Annotated in this window: 16 protein-coding genes and 1 pseudogene; 6 read left to right on the top strand and 11 right to left on the bottom strand. The window is 68.6% G+C overall.

Annotated elements, in window-relative coordinates:
- Positions 1 to 79: 79 nt before the first annotated feature.
- The 6 genes and pseudogenes from glyA to F9K34_RS00610 form a co-directional block, all read right to left on the bottom strand.
- Positions 80 to 383 (bottom strand): annotated as a pseudogene (glyA, locus tag F9K34_RS19095) (serine hydroxymethyltransferase); the annotation flags it as partial.
- Between the two features lie 193 nt (positions 384 to 576).
- On the bottom strand, positions 577 to 3183 hold the full coding sequence (locus F9K34_RS00630) for a phosphoenolpyruvate carboxylase (protein ID WP_291334529.1): 2607 nt from the start codon (positions 3181 to 3183) through the stop codon (positions 577 to 579).
- A gap of 60 nt (positions 3184 to 3243) precedes the next feature.
- Complete coding sequence (locus tag F9K34_RS00625; protein ID WP_291334528.1) at positions 3244 to 4212, bottom strand: 2-hydroxyacid dehydrogenase; 969 nt, start codon at positions 4210 to 4212, stop codon at positions 3244 to 3246.
- A gap of 13 nt (positions 4213 to 4225) precedes the next feature.
- Entirely contained in the window at positions 4226 to 5119 is an 894-nt protein-coding gene (gene sucD / locus F9K34_RS00620) for a succinate--CoA ligase subunit alpha (protein WP_291334527.1), read from the bottom strand.
- Positions 5119 to 6315 (bottom strand): malate--CoA ligase subunit beta, encoded by a 1197-nt coding sequence (locus F9K34_RS00615; RefSeq protein ID WP_291334526.1) that lies wholly within the window; start codon positions 6313 to 6315, stop codon positions 5119 to 5121. The genes sucD and F9K34_RS00615 overlap by 1 nt, the downstream gene beginning before the upstream one ends.
- 22 nt (positions 6316 to 6337) lie before the next feature.
- Positions 6338 to 7585 (bottom strand): aminotransferase class V-fold PLP-dependent enzyme, encoded by a 1248-nt coding sequence (locus tag F9K34_RS00610; protein WP_291334525.1) that lies wholly within the window; start codon positions 7583 to 7585, stop codon positions 6338 to 6340.
- Between the two features lie 345 nt (positions 7586 to 7930).
- Here F9K34_RS00610 and F9K34_RS00605 point away from each other — a divergent pair, with 345 nt between their 5' ends.
- The 6 genes from F9K34_RS00605 to F9K34_RS00580 all read left to right on the top strand — a co-directional run bounded on the left by F9K34_RS00605 (position 7931) and on the right by F9K34_RS00580 (position 14979).
- Positions 7931 to 8533, top strand: a complete 603-nt coding sequence (locus F9K34_RS00605; RefSeq protein ID WP_291334552.1) for a response regulator transcription factor — start codon at positions 7931 to 7933, stop codon at positions 8531 to 8533.
- Between the two features lie 100 nt (positions 8534 to 8633).
- Positions 8634 to 9611 (top strand): HpcH/HpaI aldolase/citrate lyase family protein, encoded by a 978-nt coding sequence (locus tag F9K34_RS00600; protein WP_291334524.1) that lies wholly within the window; start codon positions 8634 to 8636, stop codon positions 9609 to 9611.
- A gap of 4 nt (positions 9612 to 9615) precedes the next feature.
- Positions 9616 to 10881 (top strand): glycerate kinase type-2 family protein, encoded by a 1266-nt coding sequence (locus tag F9K34_RS00595; RefSeq protein ID WP_291334523.1) that lies wholly within the window; start codon positions 9616 to 9618, stop codon positions 10879 to 10881.
- Positions 10882 to 10963: 82 nt separating this feature from the next.
- A complete protein-coding gene (locus F9K34_RS00590; protein WP_291334522.1) occupies positions 10964 to 11182 on the top strand; it encodes a hypothetical protein in 219 nt (72 codons plus the stop codon).
- Positions 11183 to 11439: 257 nt separating this feature from the next.
- Positions 11440 to 12924 (top strand): trimethylamine methyltransferase family protein, encoded by a 1485-nt coding sequence (locus tag F9K34_RS00585; RefSeq protein WP_291334521.1) that lies wholly within the window; start codon positions 11440 to 11442, stop codon positions 12922 to 12924.
- Between the two features lie 12 nt (positions 12925 to 12936).
- On the top strand, positions 12937 to 14979 hold the full coding sequence (locus F9K34_RS00580; RefSeq protein ID WP_291334520.1) for an FAD-dependent oxidoreductase: 2043 nt from the start codon (positions 12937 to 12939) through the stop codon (positions 14977 to 14979).
- Positions 14980 to 15095: 116 nt separating this feature from the next.
- Here the strand turns inward: F9K34_RS00580 and F9K34_RS00575 are convergent, their stop codons facing one another.
- Genes F9K34_RS00575 through F9K34_RS00555 form a run of 5 tightly spaced genes read right to left on the bottom strand, consistent with a single transcriptional unit; the run spans position 15096 to position 20997 of the window.
- Complete coding sequence (locus tag F9K34_RS00575; protein ID WP_291334519.1) at positions 15096 to 15314, bottom strand: formate dehydrogenase subunit delta; 219 nt, start codon at positions 15312 to 15314, stop codon at positions 15096 to 15098.
- On the bottom strand, positions 15304 to 16125 hold the full coding sequence (gene fdhD / locus F9K34_RS00570) for a formate dehydrogenase accessory sulfurtransferase FdhD (protein WP_291334518.1): 822 nt from the start codon (positions 16123 to 16125) through the stop codon (positions 15304 to 15306). Before fdhD ends, F9K34_RS00575 begins: the two co-directional genes overlap by 11 nt.
- A gap of 2 nt (positions 16126 to 16127) precedes the next feature.
- Positions 16128 to 19010 (bottom strand): formate dehydrogenase subunit alpha, encoded by a 2883-nt coding sequence (gene fdhF / locus F9K34_RS00565; RefSeq protein WP_291334517.1) that lies wholly within the window; start codon positions 19008 to 19010, stop codon positions 16128 to 16130.
- A complete protein-coding gene (locus F9K34_RS00560; RefSeq protein ID WP_291334516.1) occupies positions 19007 to 20524 on the bottom strand; it encodes a formate dehydrogenase beta subunit in 1518 nt (505 codons plus the stop codon). The genes fdhF and F9K34_RS00560 overlap by 4 nt, the downstream gene beginning before the upstream one ends.
- Positions 20521 to 20997: a formate dehydrogenase subunit gamma gene (locus tag F9K34_RS00555; protein WP_291334515.1), complete on the bottom strand. Its 477-nt coding sequence runs from the start codon at positions 20995 to 20997 to the stop codon at positions 20521 to 20523. The genes F9K34_RS00560 and F9K34_RS00555 overlap by 4 nt, the downstream gene beginning before the upstream one ends.
- Between the last annotated feature and the right edge of the window lie 82 nt (positions 20998 to 21079).

Genomic DNA, 21079 nt, shown 5'->3' with positions numbered 1-21079 from the left:
AGGGGGGGCGAACGCGGGGCAAGCTCGCCTCGACAAGGCCGCGACGGCGGAAACCGAACCCCGACCGCCGCCGCAGGTCGATCCCGGCGACGGCACCCTGGACCTCGGGCCGCAGCACCTCGCCGACGGCCACCGCCTTCGCGGCGATGACGAGCATCAGGGGGGCTGCCCTGGATGCCGGGGAAGATAGCGGCGTTGACCTTCCTGGCGATCTCCTCGTCGTGGGTCAGGATCATGCCGTCGCGCCGGCCGCGCAGGGTCTTGTGGGTGGTGGCGGTGGCGACATGGGCATGCGCGAAGGGCGAGGGGCAAAGCCCCGCCACGACCAGCCCGGCGAAATGTGCCATGCCCAAGAGCAGCGGGGTGCCGATGCCGTCGGCGATTTGGTCATCACCGGGCCCTGGGCCTCCATCACGGCGCGGATCACGATGGTCTCGGTGGCGATCGGCTCGATCTCGTGGGGCTGGCGGTCGAGCTCCTTTCAATCGCGCCGAAAAGCTCGGGGTCGCGGCTGGCGAGCGCTTCGGTGAAGGAACCGGCGTCGCCGTGCGGGGCGTTGATGGTCGGGTCCTTCGGTCAGCCGGTCCATCCCAGACCGGCGGCGATGCAGTTCATGGATTGCATGAGGGGGACGGTGGTCCTTGCCCCCGGTTCGCTCCGTGCCCGGCGGAGAAGCGCCACCTGAAGCCGGTTGATCCTGTCGAGCTGCGGTCGCAGCGCGTCGAATCTTTCGCGCATCATCGGAAAGCGGGCGCCAGGCGTCACGGAGTCGGTCAGCGCGGCGACCGCCGCGACCGAGGCGGCGTGTTCGTCGCGGATCCGGCCGAGGATCGTCTCGCGGATGCTGTGATCCGCGACAAGCTCGGCATAGAGCGCGGCGATCTCCATGTCGGTGAGCATCAGCGACTTCTCGACCTCGTCCACCATCAGGCGGAACAGCGGGTGACGGGTGAACATCCCGGCCAGCAGCCGGTCCGCGGCCGGCCCCCGCACCCGCCGGAAGGCCCGTATCGCGGACCCGAAGCCAAACCAGCCGGAGATCATGTGCCGGTTCTGCGACCACGCGAAGACCCAGGGAATGGCACGCAGGTCGGCGAGCGAGCGGGCACCGAACCGGCGGGCCGGACGCGACCCGATCCTGAGCATCGCCAGTTCCTCGACCGGGCTCGCCTGCTGGAAGTAGTCGATGAAACCGGGCTGCGCGAGAAGGGTGCAGTAGGCCGTTTGCGACAGGCCCGACAGCGCCTCCAGCGCGTCGACCTGTTCCGGGTCGGCCACCGGTTCGGCATGCACCGGTAGGTGGCCGAGCACGGAGGAGACGAGAAGCTCGAGCTGGTTCACCGCGGTGCCGCGGTTGGCGTATTTCGACGAGACGACCTCGCCCTGTTCGGTCACGCGCAGCCGCCCCTGAACGGTTCCCACCGGCTGAGCGGCGATGGCCCGGCCGGTTGGCGCGCCGCCGCGACTGACCGAACCTCCGCGGCCGTGGAAGAAGACCGGCCGCAGGCCGTGACGCGCCAGCGATTGCGTCATCCGCCGCTGCGCCTTGTTCAGCTCCCATGTTGAGCACAGGAAACCGCCGTCCTTGTTGCTGTCGGAATAGCCCAGCATGACTTCGACGGCGGCATCGCGGGTGCGGAGGCTGCGCTCCGCCAGTGGAACCTGCAGGAGGTCGTCGAAGACCTCGGGCGCGCGGCGCAGGTCCTCGATCGTCTCGAACAGGGGCACCACCCGAAGGTCGAGCTTCTCCGCGCCGAAGCCGGCGTAACGGGCGAGCAGGTAGACGCCGAGCAGGTCGTCCGCCGACCGCGTCATCGACAGGATGAACGGGCCGACGGCCTCGGGGTCGTCCGACAGGCGCGCCTCATGCATGACGCCGAGCAGGTCGAGAAGCTCGCGTGCCTCGCCGTCAAGCCGGCTCCGGTCGACATGGAGAAGGTCGGGCCGGCCCAGTTCCGCGCGCAGGCGGCGCGACCATCCGGACGAGCTGGGGGCCGGCGCCGGGCCGCCGAGGCCCCAGATGCGGGCGAGCACCGCGGTGGTCACGGTGGAGTTCTGGCGGATGTCGAGTGTCGCGGTGCGAAAGCCGAAGGTTTCGGCCTGCCAGCGCAGCGGCGCCAGGAACCGCAGGGCGAGCCGGTCGGCGCCGATGGCCAGGAGCGCCTCCTCCAGCGCCCGCAGGTCGGCGATGAAGTGGCCGACCGAGACATATCCGCCGGCACCATTGTCACGCATGGCGCGCAGCCGGTCGCCGATGGCAGTCAGGGCCTGGCGGAAGACCTCGCCCGGATGGCGCGCAGCAAGCGCCTCGGCGCGCGGGCTCCGGGCGATGATCGCCGCGACGCGCCCGGCCTCGGCCCGCGGAAGCGGCACGATCCTGGAGGTGATGCTGATCCGGGCCGCCGCCGCGTCGATGGCGTCGAGATAGCGGCCGAGGATGGCGCGGCGCGCGCGCGCCAACGCCTCGCGCGTCACCGCGGCCGTGACGTTGGGGTTGCCGTCGCGGTCGCCGCCAATCCAGGAATGGAAGCGAACGCAGGGTGTGGCCTCCACCCCCGCGCCGAAGCGGGACGTGCCGGCCGCGATGAAGCGTTCGAAAAGCTGGGGCACGGCGTCGAAGACGGCATCACGGAAGAACTGCAGGCCCCATTCGATCTCGTCCTGAAGGCTCGGACGTTCCAGCCGCAGCTCGCCGGTCATCCAGAGAAGATCGATCTCGCCTTCGATTTCGCAGAGGATGTCCTCCCGTTCGCGCGGCGTCCAGCGCTCGGTTTCCAGCGAGACGAGCAGCCGGTAGATGCGGCGGTGGATTTCCAGCACCGTCACCCGCTTGGCCTCGGTCGGATGGGCGGTGATCGTCGGGCCGACGGCAAGCTTGCGCGCAAGCGCCGCAAAATCCGCCTGAGTCATCTGGGGGTCGAACTCGGCCATGACGCGGGCGAAGCTGCCCTCGATGGCTTCCGGGCCCTCGGCGGCCTCCACCATGCGGCGGGCGCGCATGGCCGAGTTCTCCTCGATGATGCGCGCGAGCTGGAACCAGATGTTGGCCGCCTGTAGGCAGGGGATCGCGGCTTCCCCGGGCGGCAGCGACGCTGTGGCGTCCAGGACGAGGTCCAGCACCTGCGGGGCGCGCCGTTCGATGACCCGGCGCCAGAGCCGGCGCATCTCGCCGCGCAGCGCCATGCCATGGTCCCCGGCGCCGGTCCCCTGCAGCTCCGCCGGCTGCGAAACGGCGAGCACGGTTCAGGCGACCCGGTCGCGCGGTGCGCGGCCGCCGAAGAAGTCGGTCAGGTTCTCCAGCACGCGGAAGCCCATCGCCTCGCGCGTTTCGCGCGTGGCCGAGCCGAGATGCGGCAGCAGCACGACGTTGTCGGCGCCGAGAAGCTCTTCGGGAATTCGCGGTTCGCGCTCGAAGACGTCGAGACCGGCGCCGCCGATGGTGCCGAACCACAGCGCCTGCGCCAGTGCGTGTTCGTCCACGACCTCGCCGCGCGCGGTGTTGATGAGGAAGGCGCCGGGGCGCATGAGGTCGAGCCGGCGACTATTGATCAGGTGCCGATTGGCCTTGCCGCCGGGGCAGTGCAGCGAAACGAAATCGCACTGGGGCAAGAGCTCCTCCACCGTCGGAACCTGCACGGCGCTGTAACGCGCCAGCATTTCGGCCGGGACCGGAGAGCGGTTCTGCACGAGAATCTTCATGCCGAAGCCGAGATGCGCCCGCTGCGCCATCGCCTGCCCGATGCGGCCGAACCCGATGATGCCGAGCGTCGCGCCGGAAACCTTGGTGCCGATCATGTGCGTCGGTCGCCAGCCGGTCCAGCGGCCTTCGCGGAGTTCCCGCTCGCCCTCGCCGGCGCGGCGGGCGACCATGAGCAGGAGCGTCATCGCGATGTCGGCGGTGCATTCCGACAGGACGTCGGGCGTGTTGGTCACGGCGATGCCGCGCGCCTTTGCGGCCTCGGTGTCGATGTGCGAAAAGCCCACGCCGTAATTGGCCAGTATCCGCGTGCGCGGCGCGGCGTCGAAGACCGCCGCCGGAAGGCGGTCGGTGACGGTCGGCAGGATCGCGTCGTAGCGGCCCAGCGCCGCGCACAGGTCGGCCTCTGTCAGCGGCGCGTCGGAGGTGTTGAGGTCGAGGTCGAAGACCTCTTCCATCCGCCGCTCGACCGCCCGGGGCCACCGCCGCGTCACCAGGACCTTGGGTTTCGTCATCGCGTCCTCCCCTTCAGGCTGCCCGCTTGGCGAGTACCCGCGCCACCGTCTCGCCGATGACCGATGGATGCTCGGCCACCGTGACGCCCGCCGCGGTCAGGATCTCGACCTTCTCCGAGGCGCTTTCCCCGAAGGCCGAGATGATCGCGCCGGCGTGGCCCATGGTGCGGCCCTTGGGGGCGGTCAGGCCCGCTATATAGGCGATGACCGGCTTCGTCATGTGCTCATGGATATAGGCGGCGGCCTCGGCCTCCTGCGGCCCGCCGATCTCGCCGATCATGCAGACGACGCGGGTCTCGGGGTCGGTCTCGAAGCGTTCGAGGATGTCGCGGAAGGACGATCCGTTGATCGGGTCGCCGCCGATCCCGACCGAGGTCGAGACGCCGATGCCGCGGTCCTTCAGCTGCTGTGCCGCCTCGTAGCCGAGCGTGCCCGAGCGGCTGACGATGCCGACATTGCCGGCGAGGTAGATGTGGCCGGGCATGATGCCCAGAAGCGCCTTGCCGGGGCTGATCGTGCCGGCGCAGTTCGGCCCCGTGAGCACCATCCGGCGGTCGCGCGGATAGCGCAACATGTAGCGCTTCACCAGGATCATGTCCTGCGCCGGGATGCCGTCGGTGATGCAGACGCAGTAGCGGATGCCGGCGTCGGCCGCCTCCATGATGCTGTCCGCGGCGAAGGGCGGCGGCACGAAGACCAGGCTGGAATCGGCGCCGGTCGCGGCGACGGCCTCCTTCATCGTATTGAAGACCGGCACGCCGAAGACCGTTTCGCCGCCCTTGCCGGGCACCACGCCGGCGACGACATTGGTGCCGTAGTCGAGCATCTCCTTGGTGTGGAACTGCGCCATGCGGCCGGTGATGCCCTGCACCACGACGCGGCTGGATCGGTCGAGAAGGATGCTCATCAGATGGCCCTCATCCTGGTGTTCTGTTTGCGGTCGTTCTTCCACGCGGTCACGGCGCGCTCCGCCGCTTCCATCAGCGTGTTGGCGCGGATGATCGGCAGGCCGGACTTGGCGAGAATCTTCTGGCCTTCCTCGACGTTGGTGCCAGAGAGGCGCACGATCACCGGCACGTCCACCGGGTTCGCAGTCAGCGCCTGCACCACACCTTCCGCCACCCAGTCGCAGCGATTGATGCCGGCGAAGATGTTGACGAGGATCGCCTCGACGTTCTCGTCCGACATGACGAGACGGAAGGCCTTGGCCACCCGTTCCGGCGTGGCGCCGCCGCCGATGTCGAGGAAGTTGGCGGGCTCCCCCCCGGCCAGCTTGATCGTGTCCATCGTCGCCATGGCAAGGCCCGCGCCGTTGACGATGCAGCCGATGTTGCCGGTCAGGCCGATGTAGGCCAGCCCCCTGTCCGCCGCCCGGCTTTCGCGCGGGTCTTCCTGGCTCTTGTCGCGCAGTTCGGCGATCTGGGGGTGACGGAACAGCGCGTTGCCGTCGAAGGTCATCTTCGCATCGAGCGCAAGGATGCGGTTGTCGGCGGTGATCACCAGCGGGTTGATCTCCACCATGGTGGCGTCAAGGTCGCGGAAGGCGCGGTAGCAGCCCTGCAGGGTCCGCACCATCTGCGGGATGAGCGCGGCCGGGATCCCGAGCGAGAAGGCGATCTCGCGCGCCTGGAATTCCTGCAGACCCACGGCCGGTTCGACGGTCGACCGGACGATGGAGTCGGGCCTTTTGGCCGAGATTTCCTCGATCTCCATCCCGCCTTCCGAGGAGGCGACGATCATCACCCGCTGCGATGAACGGTCGAGCACCAGCCCGAGGTAGATCTCGCGGGTGAATTCGACGGCGCCCTCGACATAGACCCGGTAGATGCCCTTGCCCTCGGCTCCCGTCTGGTGCGTCACCAGCTTTCGGCCGAACATCTCGTTCGTGGCGTCCTGGATCTCGTGCTCGGACCGGCAGAGCTTGACGCCCCCGGCCTTGCCGCGGCCGCCGGCATGGACCTGCGCCTTCACGATCCAGCGGTTTCCTCCAAGTTCGCGGGCACGGTAGGCAGCCTGCTCGGGACTGTAGGCGAGCGCACCTGGCGGTACCGCAACGCCGAACTTCGCCAGGATTTCCTTGGCCTGGTATTCGTGAATGTCCATTCTCGCCTCCCTCGGCCCCGGCTCACTCGGCGGCCATTCTCGTCAGGTAGTGGCCGCGCAGCGCCTCTCGCGCGGCGGCAGTGTCGGCGCCCGCGCCCATCGCGTTCATCGCCGCGGCGAAGCGTTCGACGATGTCGGTGATGGCGGCCTCGCTGAGCTGGTTGAGGATGCCGATCCTGATCTGCACCGGCTCGGACAGGGTCGTCCAGATGCCGAAGCCCCGGGCGCGGCACATCTGCACAAGCTCCTTTTCGCGCCCCGCAAGCGCCGGCGGAAGGTTCAGCACGACAAGGCTCGTCATGTTGGAGGTGACGTTGCAGCCAAGCGCCTTCACCGCCTTCGTGAGAGCCGCTTCGTGCCAGGCATAGTCTCGCGCCTTCTGCGCCTTGCCGTGCTGCAGGTTGATCCTGAGCGCCTCGTGGAACGCGGCCACGGCGTAGCCGGAATGGGTGCGGTGATAGGTGCCCGCGGCGGCGTCCTTGCCGTCGAGAATGCCCCAGTGACGGGCCTCCAGGACGGGGTGGTGGACGTAGCTGTGGCAGCCGTTCGCCCGCAGATGCGCGATGTAGCGGTCGGTGAAGCTGACGGGCGCATAGGTGAGCGGCAGGCAGAGCACACCCTTCTGCGGGCAGGATGCCCAGCCCGCGACACCGGGATAGTCGTCGATATCAAAATCGGCGATGCCAAGCGAGGAGACCGCATCGACAAGTCCCATGACACCGTGCCGTTCGCAGGCGTCCGAGAAGGCGCGCAGGTCGTTGATCCGGCCCGAGCCGGTCTCCCAATGCGCCATGACCGCCCAGGTCGGCTTCCTGTCGGCCAGCGCCGTCTCGATCACATCGGCGGTCACGGACTGGCCGTGCGGCACGGTAATGACGGTGACGTTGGCGGGCCGCGGGTCGAGCGGGGCGGCGGCAAGGTCGGCGCGACCGGCCGCCTTCATCCGCACGGTAAGCGCGTCGATGCCGCTGAAGGTGCCGTTGACGAAGGCCACGACCGTGTCGCCCGGCAGGATCGCGCTGAAGAGACTGTCGAGCCCGCTCCAGCCGGTGCCGGCGACGCCGAAGGTATGGACGTTCCGCGTGCCCCAGACCCTGCGGAGCATCAGCTTGCATTCGATCATTCCGCGCAGAACGTCGGCCTGCATGTGGTCCGCAAGGCCGGCACTGGCGAAACTCGCCAGCACCCGCGCATCGGTGTTTCCGGGGCCTGGGCCCGCGGCGAGGGTTTCCGGGATCGTCAGTTGCGGGAAGATATCGGACTCGGTCATCGTGCAACCCTTGCTGGTCAAGAATCTCGCGCCTGGCCCCCACCGGACGGGGCCGGAATCGGGCCGGACGGCCGCCTGGGCAGGTGCCGCGACCGGCCCGGGTGCAGCGGAGAACCGGTCGCGGATCATACCGGAACCGGCTGTCCTGGCGCTGAGGAAAGCGGTTCTGGACACGGGTCGCAACACTCCTATATCCTGCTTTTGGAAATCTATTCTGGCGGGGAATATCCCACCCTAATGGGTGGTCTCGCCGCGATGCAGCGAAGTGTGACCCGCCAATTCGGGTAGGGAGGAGGAGAAATGGCCGCACCCGCACCGCGACCGAAGGAAGGCCCCGTCACGGTCATGGTCGCCGACGGCAATCCGCTGATGCTGACCGCCATGTCCGAGATTTTCGAACGGGATCCGCGGTTTTCGCTCGTCGCCACCTCGGCGACGGCCGAGGGCTTCCTGGGCGCCGCGATGCGGATGCCGGTGCTGATCGGCGTCATCGACTGGAACCTGCCGGCCCTCGGCGGGGCGCGGCTGATCGACGTCCTGCGCGCCCAGCCAAGCGCCCCGCGGCTGGTGGTCTATGCCGACGACACCGGCGATACGGCGCGCAAGGCGATGGCGGCGGGTGCTGCGGGCTTCACCGCAAGGTCCGAATCGGTCGAGCGTCTGCTTGAGACCTGCCTTGCGGTGGCGAATGGGCAGATGGCGTTTCCCTTCCTGGACGTGCGCAGCCTGAGGCAGGATCCGATCGAGCAGCTGTCGAGGCGCGAGCGCACGCTCTTGGAGGCGCTGTCGAAGGGTCTGACGAACCGCGAACTGGCGCGCGAGCTCGGGATCAGCACCAACACGGTGAAGTTCCACCTGTCGAACCTCTTCGAGAAACTGTCGGTCAAGAACCGCGCGCAAGCCATCGCCTTCTTCTACGCGAGCCGGGCCATGCGCGGAGAACCCTGACACCGGCGGCAGGCGAAGGCGAATTGGCACTTGACGGGACCGTCCCGTCTGGTCGATGCCTGTGTCCGGGTGCAGCTCCTCGACTTGACAGGAGCCATGAATGTCTTTCCACGTGATCCAGCAGGCGCCCGCGCGCCTGAACCGGAGTGAACTCGCCGTTCCCGGCAGCGCCCCGCAGATGTTCGAGAAGGCGGCGAAATCGGACGCCGACGTGATCTTCCTCGACCTCGAGGATGCCGTCGCCCCGGACGACAAGCCGCAGGCCCGCAAGAACATCATCAAGGCCCTGAACGAGATCGACTGGGGCACGAAAACCATGTCGGTCCGAATCAACGGGCTGGACACGCACTACATGTACCGCGACGTGGTCGAAGTGGTGGAAGAGGCCGGGGCGCGGCTTGATCTAATCATGATTCCGAAGGTCGGCACCGCCGCGGATGTCTATGCCGTCGACATGCTGGTGACGCAGATCGAGGACGCCATGGGCCTGAAGAAGCGCATCGGCTTCGAGCACATCATCGAGACCGCGCTCGGCATGCAGAACGTGTCAGAGATCGCCGCGGCCTCGCCACGCAACGAAAGCCTGCATTTCGGGGTGGCCGACTATGCGGCATCGACTCGGGCGCGGACGACGATCATCGGTGGCGTGAACCCGGATTACACGGTGCTGACCGATCCGCTGGCCGACGGCAGCCGGGCCGTGCACTGGGGCGACATGTGGCACTATGCGCTGGCGCGCATGGTCGTCGCGGCGCGGGCCAACGGCTTGCGACCGGTCGACGGCCCCTTCGGCGATTTCTCCGACCCCGACGGCTACCGCGCGGCGGCGAAGCGCGCGGCGGTGCTGGGTTGCGAGGGCAAATGGGCGATCCATCCCAGCCAGATCACGCTAGCGAACGAGGTGATGAGCCCGTCCGAGGCCGAGGTCACACGGGCCAAGCGCATCCTGGAGGCGATGGAAAAGGCTGCGGCCGAGGGCAAGGGAGCGGTCTCGCTCGACGGCCGGCTGATCGACTATGCCTCGATCCGGCAGGCGGAGGTGCTGGTCCAGAAGGCCCGCCAGATCGCCGGGGCCTGAGCCGATGGAGGACTTGCGCGCCAGGATACGCGAACTCTTTTCGGTCGCCTGCTGGGCGGCCGATCCAGGTGTCGCGCTGTCCCGCGCTTTGGAGGAGACGCCGCTGCCCCGCCCGGACCCGGGCGGGCGGCTGCTTGTCATCGCCGTCGGCAAGGCGGCCGTGCCGATGGCCGAAACCCTGCTTCGGGCCTGCGGCGGCACCGAAGTCGCGGCGATCGTCGTCACGAACTACGAGAACGCCCGACCCGTCGCCGGGGCCGAGGTTCATGCGGCGGGCCATCCGGTGCCCGACGAGAACGGCGCGCGGGCGGCCGAGGCGGTCGAGGCGCTGCTGCGGGGGGCATCGGCGGCCGACCGCGTGGTGGCACTGATTTCCGGCGGAGGCTCGGCGCTCCTGCCTGCGCCGGTCGCGGGGGTGTCGCTGGCCGACAAGGCGGCGGCGAGCCGCCTCCTTCTGGCGGGCGGGCTCGACATCGCCGGGATGAACATGGTGCGCCAGTCACTCTCGCGGCTGAAGGGCGGCGGGCTCCTCAGGGTCGCCGCGCCGGCCCCGGTCACGGCCTATATCCTCTCCGACGTGATCGGGGACGACCTGCGCGTCATCGCCTCGGGGCTGACGGTATCGCCCATTGGTACCCGGGCCGACGCGCGCGCGATGCTGCGGCGCCACGACCTCTGGTCCGGCCTGCCCCGCAGCGTGCAGGCCGCGCTGAGCCGGCCCGACCCGGCCGAGCCCTTGCCCGCTCTGACCAATGTCCTGATCGGGTCGAACCTGAAGAGCCTCGAGGCGGTGCGCGCCGCCGGACCGGGGGCCGCAATCTGCTCCGATTCCCTCACCGGGGACGTTGGCGATGCCGCCGAAGCGATCGTCGCTGCGGCCCGCGAGGCGGGGCAGGCGCGCTGTCTCATCTTCGGCGGCGAAACCGTCGTGACGCTGCGCGGAACCGGGCAGGGCGGCCGCAATCAGGAACTGGCCCTCAGGGTCGCGCGGGCGATGCCCGATCTCGGACGCGACTGGGTCTTCCTCTCTGGCGGGACCGACGGGCGCGACGGGCCGACCGATGCCGCGGGCGGGGTCGTCGATGCGGGCACGCTGGCGCGGATCGCCGGTTCCGGCGCGGATGTCGATGCCCTCCTGGCCGACAACGACAGCCACCGGGCACTGGCCTTGGCGGGTGACCTGCTGGTCACGGGACCGACGGGAACGAACGTGGCCGACGTTCAGATCCTGCTCCTCGGACCGCCCGGGATGTCGCCGCGAGACCGATGATCGGTCCCGCGATACCAGCTCCGCCTGCGGCATATCGGGGCGCGGTCTGTCGGCGCATCGCGCGACTGCCGAGCTCAAGGTAGTGCTGGATATCGACGAGGTGGAGCGCCACCGGCGTGGCAGCCTTCTTGCTGTCGCGCGCTCGGCGGCTGGCCGGGCGACATTCGGCTCGATCATCGCGCGCGCCATTTCAACCGTGAGCGAGGCGACGAATGGGCCGCGGTTCGGCAACGGTTCCACGACCCCTCGGCTCGACAGCGGCAGCAGGTTCAGCCGGACCCGAGCGGTAGACGGCATGTGAAATCCTCCCCGGTGGGGTTGGGGATGCTCTATCGACCCAGCCAGCGGAAGGGTCCGGCGCGCGCTGTGCGCTGGCCTCGACTGCGGTCGGCGGGCTGTCCATGCAGCCGCGGCGGAGACGACTGGCCCAGATTCCCGTGTGGCACACTGAACGGACGACGCGTCTGCGGCCCGCAACGATGTGGATTGTTATATTTTGACTGACCTGATAATCAACATGACTGCAACCCGATGGAGGGACGAGTCATGCGCCGCGCCATGCAACGCCAACGCAACGCGCCGGAAGCCGCTGCAACACATGTTCGCGGCCTCCATTCGATTTCGAGCCGCCCGTATGACACGATCGCGCCTGCAGACACGGAGCGGGTCGTTGATGCCGCCCTGACGCTGCTTGCCGAAATCGGCCTGCGCTTCGAGCCGGGCACCGAGGCGGACGCGTTGCTCGCGCAGGCCGGATGCACGGTCCTGCCCGACGGCGTGGTGCGAATGCCTGCGGTCGTCGTCCGGCGGGCGCTTGCGACCGTGGCGAAGGCCGTCCAGCTCTGGAACCGTGACGGAACCCGCGCCATCGACATCGACGCGCATCATACCTGGTTCATGCCCGGCATGACCTGCATCAAGGTGTTCGACGAGGCAACCGGCGAACCGCGCGACAGCACGCGCGCGGACCTCGCCACGATCAGCCGCATCGCCGATGGGCTCGACAACATCGACGCGGTTTGCGTGGCCTGCAAGGACGTTCCGGAGTCGACCCTCCGGGGCGAGATCGGCGAATTCCTCTGCATGATGGAGCACACCACCAAGCCGCTCGAATACCTCTGCGAATGGACCCGCTCGCTGGAAGCCGCAATCGAGATGGCGGCGGCGCTCAGGGGCGGGCACGACAGGCTCGCAGAGATGCCCTATTTCCTGCACATCGTCACGCCATTGCCGCTCTACTACGCCGAGACTCATGTCGAGCAGGTGATCCTCGCAGCGCGCGCCGGCGTGCCGTTGAGCGTCGGCTCACTCGCCATCGGCGGAGCCTCGACGCCGATAACCACGGCGGGCACGGTCGTGCAGTGCCTCGCCACCGATTTCGCGGGGATGGTGCTGGGTCAGGCGGCGCGCGAGGGCAGCTTCTGCATCGGCTCCACCAACCCCTATTTCATGGAGCCGGCGACGGGCGGCATCGGCAATATGCCGCAGACGATGCTGGCCGAGCAACTCATCTGCCAGGCGCGCCGGCACTTGGGCCTTCCCTCCCTCACCGGGATCGGCGGCGAGGCGCGGGCGCGCCGCTTCGGCCAGGATGCGGTTTTCGAGATCGCCACGCTGATGGGCCAGTTCTTCCACACCCGGCCGGCGACCTGCGACTACCTCGGATCGCTCGATCAGGGGATCACGTACTCGCTGCACGCGCTCCTGCTCTGCGACGATTACGCCGGGATGCTGCGAACCCTCTGGACGGGGACCGAGGTCAGCGACGACACGCTGGCGCTCGACCTTCTGCGTGAGGTCGGATTGACGGGCACCGTGCTTGGCCACGAGCATACCGCACGGCATTGCCGGAAGAACCTCTGGGCCAGCCGGTACTTCGCCGGAAACGAACCGGTTTCAAGTTCGGACAAGCCCGACGAGACCCTCTTTCAGCGGATCGACCGCGACCTGAGGCAGCGGCTTTCGGCGCCGGGGCCGGAACCGTTGCCGGCCGGTCTGCTCGCCCGGCTCCGCATGATCCACGAAGCGCATGCGACACCTTAGAATGGAAACCGGATGACCCGCGACCCTCGCTTTGACATCCTGTTCGAGCCGGTGCGGATCGGCCCCGTCACCGCGCCGAACCGCTTCTACCAGGTGCCGCACTGTACTGGCATGGGCAACATCCACCCGCACACTCTTGCCGCCATGCGAGGGCTGAAGGCCGAGGGTGGCTGGGGCGTGGTGAACAGCGAATACTGTTCGATCCATCCCACATCGGACGACACGCACGCACCCTATGCCTCGCTCTGGGACGAGGGCGACGTGAGAAACCACGCTGCCATGACCGAGGCGGTCCATGCGCATGGCGCGCTTGCGGGAGTGGAGCTTTGGCACGGTGGCCAGCGGTCGTCGAACGCGCTCACCCGCGAGACTCCGCTCGGTCCGGACAGCACGATGGCCGAGCGAAATCCCTGGCAATGCCAGCGGATGGACCGGCAGGACATTACGAACCTCCGCGACTGGCACCGGGCGGCGGCGCGGCGTGCGCTCGCGGCCGGGTTCGACATCATCTATGTCTATGCCGCGCACACCTATCTGGTGACCCAGTTCCTCGACGCCTCGACCAACCGGCGGACGGACGACTACGGCGGCAACGCGGCGGGCAGGGCGCGTCTCTATCTCGATCTCGTGGCGGAGACCCGCGAGGTGCTTGGCGATCGCGCCGCCCTTGCGACGCGGATCGAGGTCTATGACGAGGCCGGCGTGGGCAAGGAGGAACGCTCCGCCCTCCTCGCGCAGATCGCCCCCTTCGTCGACCTCTTCGACGTCACGGTTCCGGACTACGGGCACGAGATGGGTCCGTCGCGCTTCGTGAAGGAGGCGACGCTGGAGGACCACGTGGCCCATGTCAGGGCGGTGACTGGGAAACCCGTGGTCAGCGTCGGTCGTTTCACCAGCCCGGAGACGATGCTGGGCCAGGTCCGCCGCGGCATCCTCGACTTCGTCGGCGCCGCGCGCCCCTCGATCGCCGATCCGTTCCTGCCGGCCAAGATCCGCGAGGGCCGGCTCGACGACATCCGCGAATGCATCGGCTGCAATATCTGCTATGCGCATGACTGGCTCGGCGCACCGATCCGCTGCACCCAGAACCCGACGATGGGCGAGGAATGGCGGCGCGGCTGGCACCCGGAGAAGGCGCCCGCGGCGGTGGGTCGTGCCGATCCGGTGCTGGTTGTCGGCGCCGGGCCTGCGGGGCTCGAGGCGGCGCTGACGCTCGGTCGCCGCGGCGTGCCGGTGATGCTGGCCGAGGCGGCGGACGAACCGGGCGGGCGCGTAACGCTCGAATCCTCGTTGCCGGGGCTTTCCGAATGGGCGCGGGTCCGCGACTGGCGCGTCCACCAGATCGGCAAGCTGGCACAGGTTGAGCTTTACCGGGCCTCCGAGATGGACCGCACCGCGGTGCTGGAGACGGGCGTGCGGCACGTGCTGGTGGCGACCGGCAGCCTCTGGCGCGCCGACGGGCGCGGCCGCAGCCATCCGGCCGGGGTCGCAAGCTTCGCCGGCCCGCGCACCCTCACGCCCGACCAGATCCTGCGCGGCGCGCGGCCGGATGGGCCGGCGGTGATCTTCGACGACGAGCAGTACCATATCGCGGCCGCCATCGCCGTGCTGCTGGCGGGCGAGGGGCTGGAAGTGACCTATGTCACGCCGGGCGGGGTCGCGGCCGAATGGTCGGTCTTCACCACAGAACAGCCGCGGCTCCAGGCTCTGCTGCTCGAGCGCGGGGTGCGGATCGTAACGTCGAGCATCGTCACGGGCCTGACGCCGGGCGTGGCCGAACTGGCCTGCGCGTTCACCGGGCAGCGGTCGCAGATCGATTGCGCGGGCTTCGTCCCCGTCACCTCGCGCGAGCCGCGCGACGGGCTGTGGCTGGCACTCAGGGATGCAGGACTTGCAACTCTGGAACGGGTGGGCGACGCGCGTGCGCCGGGGTTGATCGCCCATGCCGTCCACGATGGCCACCGCGCCGGGCGCGCCCATCTCGCCCGGCCGCAGGATCTCATGATCTGGCGCGAACACGTGGTCGTTGGCGGGACGGGTGCATCGCAGCGATAGGCGCCGCACGTCGCCGGGGCATGTCGCGGTGCACGGGAAGCCGGCTTCCGGTCAGACCGTCGCATACTCCCCGGATCGCAGCCGGCGTGCGAGCGCGTGAACGGCGCCTGGCAGGCTCAGGCCGCGACGGGCTTCAGCCGTTGCGCCGCCGCGATAGCCACGGGATCGAGCCCGGCCCCGCCCTCGGCAATGTAGGCCAGAAGCTGCGCCCGCATCCGCGGTTCCCAGAAATCGGAAAGATGCGCGGCGACCCGCTCGGCCGCGTCGGCGCCGGGCTGGCTCTTGAAGAAGGCGGCGATCTGGTTGGCCATGTGGACCATCTTCTCAGGCGACATCGGCGGCTCCGGCATTGATGCGTTCAGGATGTGAATAAAGGTCGAACCCGCCGGTGCGGGCAAAGCTTGCAAGCGTGATCCCGGCGGCTTCCGCCTGCCTGAGGGCAAGCGCGGTGGGGGCGGAGACGGAAAGGATGACCGGGCATCCGGCGAGCGCGCATTTCTGCACGAGTTCGACCGAAAGGCGCGAGGTCATCACCACTGCGCCGCGGGCCATGGCGCGTCCCGCCCGCGCCATCGCGCCGACCAGTTTGTCGAGGGCATTGTGCCGGCCCACGTCCTCCCGTACCGCGACGATGCCTTCGCCGGGGGCGAGGAAGGCCGCGGCATGGACGGCGCGGGTCTGGTCGTGGAGCGGCTGGCGCGCGCGCAATACATCGGCGGCACCGGCAAGCTCGGCTGCTGTCAGCACCGACGGCCCGGCGGCGATCCGCGGCAGCGGGCGGACGGCCTCGTCAAGGCTGTCGATACCGCAGAGCCCGCAACCGACCGGCCCGGCCGCCGCGCGGCGGCGCCTGGCCAGCGCCTCGGCCCGGTCGTCGGTGAGCCACATCCGCGCCTCGATGCCCGGTCCGTGCTCGACGACCTCGATCTCGGTGATCTCGGCCGCATGTGCCACGATGCCTTCGGACAGCGCGAAACCGACCGCGAAGTCCTCGATGTCGGCGGGGGTCGCCATCATCACCGCTTGGGTGGTGCCGTCGAAGACAAAGGCAACCGGCACCTCCTCCGGCAAGGTTCGCGTCACGGCGCATGTGCCGTCCGGATGGACGGCGACGCCCTTCGCGCTGACCGTCGGCGCAAACGCCATCGCTACTCCGCCGCGGGCAGGATGCGGCGCGAGTTGGCGGCTTGCGCTGCGTAGTCCTCCTGCCAGTCGGACGGCCCGTTCGACCGGCCCACCTGCACCGCCGTCACCTTGTATTCCGGGCAGTTCGTCGCCCAGTCGGAGAAGTCGGTGGTGACGACGTTGGCCTGGGTGTCGGGGTGGTGGAAGGTCGTGTAGACCACGCCCGGGGCAACCCGGTCCGTCACCTTCGCCCTGAGCGTCGTCTCGCCCGAACGCGAGGCGAGCCGCACCCAGTCGCCGTTCTTGATGCCGCGGTTCTCGGCGTCGTGGGGATGGATCTCCAGCAGGTCCTGATCGTGCCATACGGTGTTCGCCGTGCGCCTTGTCTGCGCGCCGACGTTGTACTGGCTGAGGATTCGCCCCGTCGTGAGCAGGAGCGGGAAGCGCGGCCCGGCCTTTTCATCCGTGGCGAGATACTCGGTCACGATGAACCGGCCCTTTCCGCGCACGAAACCGTCGACGTGCATCAGCGGCGTGCCCTCGGGCGACTTCTCGTTGCAGGGCCACTGGACGGATCCCATGCGGTCGATGAGGTCATAGGTCACGCCGGCGAACGACGGCGTGGTGGCCGCGATCTCGTCCATGATCTGGGAAGGATGCGTATAATTCCAGCCGGCGCCGAGCGCGTTGGCGAGAAGCTGCGTCACCTCCCAGTCCTCGTAGCCGTTCTTCGGCGCCATCACCTTGCGCACCATGTTGATGCGCCGCTCGGCGTTGGTGAAGGTCCCGTTCTTCTCGAGGAACGACGACCCCGGCAGGAAGACATGCGCATAGTTCGCCGTCTCGTTCAGGAAGAGGTCGTGGACGATCACGCAATCCATCGCCGCGAGGCCGGCCGCGACGTGCCTGGTGTCGGGGTCCGACTGCAGGATGTCCTCGCCCTGGCAGTAGAGGCCCTTGAACGAGCCGTCCACGGCGGCGTCGAGCATGTTGGGAATCCGCAGGCCCGGCTCGGGGTCGATCGCGACGCCCCAGGCCTTCTCGAAGATCGCCCGCACATCGGGGTTCTTCACATGGCGGTAGCCCGGCAGTTCGTGCGGGAAGGACCCCATGTCGCAGGAACCCTGCACATTGTTCTGGCCGCGGAGCGGGTTCACCCCCACGCCTTCGCGGCCGATGTTGCCGGTGAGCATCGCGAGGTTGGCGATCCCCATGACGGCGGTGGAGCCCTGGCTGTGCTCGGTCACGCCGAGCCCGTAGTAGATCGACCCGTTGCCGCCCTTGGCGAAGAGCCGCGCGGCCGCGCGCAATTCAGCCGCCGGAACGCCGGTCAGAGCCTCGGTCGCCTCCGGACTGTGGCGCGGATCGCGGATGAACTCGGCATAGGTGAGGTATTCGTCCCAGTCGCAGCGCTCGCGGATGAAGGCCTCGTTGGCAAGTCCCTCGGCCACGATCACGTGGGCGAGTGCAGAGACGACCGCCACGTTGGTGCCGGGGCGGAGCTGGAGGTGGTGTGCCGCCCGGACATGGGCCGACTTCACGAGGTCGATCCGGCGCGGGTCGATCACGATGAGCTGCGCACCCTGCCTGAGCCGTCGCTTCAGCCGCGAGGCGAAGACCGGGTGCCCGTCGGTCGGGTTCGCACCGATGACGATGACGACATCGGTGTGTTCGACGCTGTCGAAGTCCTGCGTTCCGGCCGAGGTGCCGAAGGTCTGGCCGAGCCCGTAGCCGGTGGGGGAGTGGCAGACCCGGGCGCAGGTGTCGGTGTTGTTGTTCATGAACACCGCGCGCGTCAGCTTCTGGACGAGATAGGTCTCCTCGTTGGTGCAGCGCGACGAGGTGATGACGCCCACGGACTTGCGACCGTACCGTTCCTGAATCGCCTTCAGCCGGTTTGTGGCGAAGCCGATTGCCTCGTCCCAGCTTACCTCGCGCCAAGGCTCGTTTATCGTCTCGCGGATCATCGGGCTCAGGATGCGGTCCTTGTGGGTCGCATAGCCCCAGGCGAAACGGCCCTTCACGCAGGAATGGCCGCGGTTCGCCTTGCCCCCCTTGTAGGGCTCCATGCGGACGAGTTCATCGCCGCGCAGTTCGGCCTTGAACGAGCAGCCGACCCCGCAATAGGCGCAGGTAGTGATGACGCTCCGCTCGGGCAGGCCCATCTCGGCCACGGATTTCTCCTGCAGGCTGCCTGTCGGGCAGACCTGGACGCAGGCGCCACAGGACACGCAGTCGGAGGAGAGGTAGTCGTCAAGACCGGTTCCGGCCGACATCCGGCTGTCGAAGCCCCGCCCCTCGATCGTCAGCGCGAAGGTGCCCTGGACTTCGTCGCAGGCGCGCACGCAGAGCGAGCAGACGATGCATTTCGCCGGATCGTAGGTGAAATACGGGTTGGAGTCGTCGACGGGGCGCCAGTCGGGGTTCGCCGTGCCATCGGCCAGCCGCCGGTGGACATGGTCGGCGAGCGGCTCGTAGCGCACCTCGCGCAGGCCCACGCGCGCCGCCATCTTCTGCAACTCGCTGTCGCCGTTGGCGGCGTCGGTCAGCCCGATCGCCGGATGGTCGGAGGCGTAGAGTTCCATCACGCCCTTGCGCAGGCGGTTCACCTTTTCGGACTGCGTGTGCACGACCATGCCGGGGGCCACCGGCGTGGTGCAGGAGGCGGGCGTGCCCTTGCGCCCCTCGATCTCCACCAGGCAGAGGCGACACGATCCGAAGGCGTCGACGCTGTCGGTCGCGCAAAGCTTCGGCACCTCGATGCCCGCTTCGGCCGCCGCGCGCATGACCGACGTGCCCTCGGGCACCGTCACCTCGAACCCGTCGATTGAAAGCGTGACCGGCGCACCCTGCCTTTCCGGCGTTCCCATGTCGCGGTCGTCCCAGGGGATGATGAAGTCCTTCATTCCGCGGCCTCCTTCCGGCGTGCGAAATCGTCCGGGAAATGCCTCAGCGCAGACATGACCGGAAACGGGGTGAATCCGCCAAGCGCGCAGAGCGAACCGTCGCGCATTGTATCACAAAGGTCGGTGAGAATCACCGTCGCCGCCGGATCGCCCGCGGCGATACGGTCGATCGTCTCGACCCCCCTGACCGAACCGATGCGGCAGGGCGTGCACTTGCCGCAGCTTTCCACGGCGCAGAACGCCATCGCGAAGCGCGCCATCTTCAGCATGTCGGCCGTGTCGTCGAAGACGACGATCCCGGCGTGGCCGATCAGCCCGCCCTTCTGGTCGAACTCCTCGTAGCCGAAGGGCGTGTCGAACTGCGACACCGGAATATAGGCGCCAAGCGGTCCGCCGACCTGCACCGCCTTCACCGGCCGGCCCGAGGCGGTGCCGCCGGCGATGTCGATAACGAGGTCGCTGAGCGGCATGCCGAACGCCGTCTCGAAAAGCCCGCCATGCTTCACGTTCCCGGCGATCTGGATCGGCATCGTGCCCTTCGACCGGCCGAGCCCGAAGCCCGCGTAATGCGCCGCGCCCTTCTCGAAGATCACCGGCACGGTGGCGAGGCTGAGCACGTTGTTGACGACGGTGGGCTTGCCGAAAAGCCCCTCGAGCGCCGGCAGCGGCGGCTTTGCGCGCACGATCCCGCGCTTGCCCTCGAGCGAGTTGAGAAGCGAGGTTTCCTCGCCGCAGACATAGGCGCCGGCGCCCACCCTCACCTCCATGTCGAAGGGGTGGCCCGAGCCCAGGACGGACGCCCCGAGCAGCCCGCTGACGCGGGCAATGCGGATTGCCGCCTCCATCACCGCGATGGCGTCCGGGTATTCGGAACGGATATAGACATACCCCTTCGTCGCCCCGGTGCCGACCCCGGCGATCGCCATGCCCTCGATCAGGGTGAAGGGGTCGCCCTCCATGATCATGCGGTCGGCGAAGGTGCCGCTGTCGCCCTCGTCGGCGTTGCAGACGATGTATTTCCGGTCGGCCGTTGCCTCGGCCACTGTCTTCCACTTGATGCCGGTGGGAAAGCCCGCGCCGCCCCGGCCGCGCAGCCCCGAGGCCGTGACCTCCGCCACGATCTCGCCCGGCGCCATCCCGAGCGCGCGGCGCAGGCCGGCAAGCCCGCCATGCGCCTCGTAGTCGGAAAGGCTCAACGGGTCGATCAGCCCGCAGCGCGCGAATGTGAGCCGGGTCTGGCGGGCGAAGAACGGGATGTCCTCTACCGCACCGAGGCTTTCGAGCTTGCCGTCGAGGAGCGCGGGCACATCGGCCGGCGCGACCGGACCGAACGCGTGCCGCCCGCGCGCGTCGTCAACCTCTACAAGCGGCTCCAGCCAGATCATGCCGCGGGTGCCGTTCCGGATGATCTGCACGTCGAGACCGCGCTTCGCGGCCTCCGTCGCCACGGCCGACGCCACCTCGTCGGCGCCAAGCGCCTTGGCGGCCGCGTCGCGGGGGATGTAGATCTTCATGCGCCCGCCTCCGTCAGGATCTTCGCCATCCGCGCGTCATCGACGCGGCCCACGACCTTGCCGTCCACCATCGCGGCCGGCCCGCAGGCGCAAAGGCCAAGGCAGTAGACCGGCTCCACCGTCACGGCGCCGTTTGCCGTGGTGCCGCCCCAGTCCAGCCCGAGCCTTGCCAATACCCGTTCGCCCAGTTCCGCCCCGCCGACCGACTGGCAGGCCTCGGCGCGGCAGAGCTTGATGACATGTCGTCCCGCGGGCTTCTCGCGGAAGTCGTGGTAGAAGGTCACAACCCCGTGAACCTCCGCCTTCGTCAGGTTCAGCGCGTCGGCGATAACAGGAATCGCCGCCTGCGGAATGTGCCCGTAGGCCGCCTGGATGGCATGCAGAATCGGCAAAAGCGGACCTTCGCCGCCCGAATGCTCGGAAATCAGCGCAGAGAGATCCCCTTGGGGGGCCTCCGCGGTAGAATGGGACATGGCTGGCCTCCCGCTGGTCTGGTGCGATGGATGCCCGGGTTTCGATAGGCAATCAATATTCTATTTTCGTCGTTTGATCGAG

Source organism: Albidovulum sp. (genome assembly GCF_008933605.1).
GTDB lineage: Bacteria > Pseudomonadota > Alphaproteobacteria > Rhodobacterales > Rhodobacteraceae > Albidovulum.
This window is presented reverse-complemented; position numbering and strand designations above follow the sequence as displayed.